Below are 218 nucleotides of genomic sequence, written 5' to 3' on the forward strand. Positions count from 1 at the left end.
GGGGCTTCAGTATAGAAATCTTTATACATCTGTTCAAATAATTGACGCCCACTAAAGATAAGTGCTTGCGTTTCTTCTTTTTTCTCCGCTACTTTCTCTTTTGCTTTCTCTGTCACAGGAGGTTTATGCTCTTTAGCTTCCTCCTTCTTTTTCTCTTCCTTTTTCGCACTCTGTTCTTGTTCAATTAATTGGAAATGGAATCCCATATTTTTCATAAA

General features: G+C 36.2%; 1 protein-coding gene. It reads right to left on the minus strand.

Going from position 1 to position 218, the window contains the following annotated elements; genetic code table 11:
• Positions 1-218, minus strand: a 218-nt coding sequence (locus MR113_RS28080) for an O-antigen ligase family protein (protein ID WP_396022509.1), incomplete at both ends; no start/stop codon positions are given.

Origin of the sequence: Bacillus cereus group sp. BfR-BA-01379 (assembly GCF_022663605.1) — a bacterium.
GTDB lineage: Bacteria > Bacillota > Bacilli > Bacillales > Bacillaceae_G > Bacillus_A > Bacillus_A mobilis.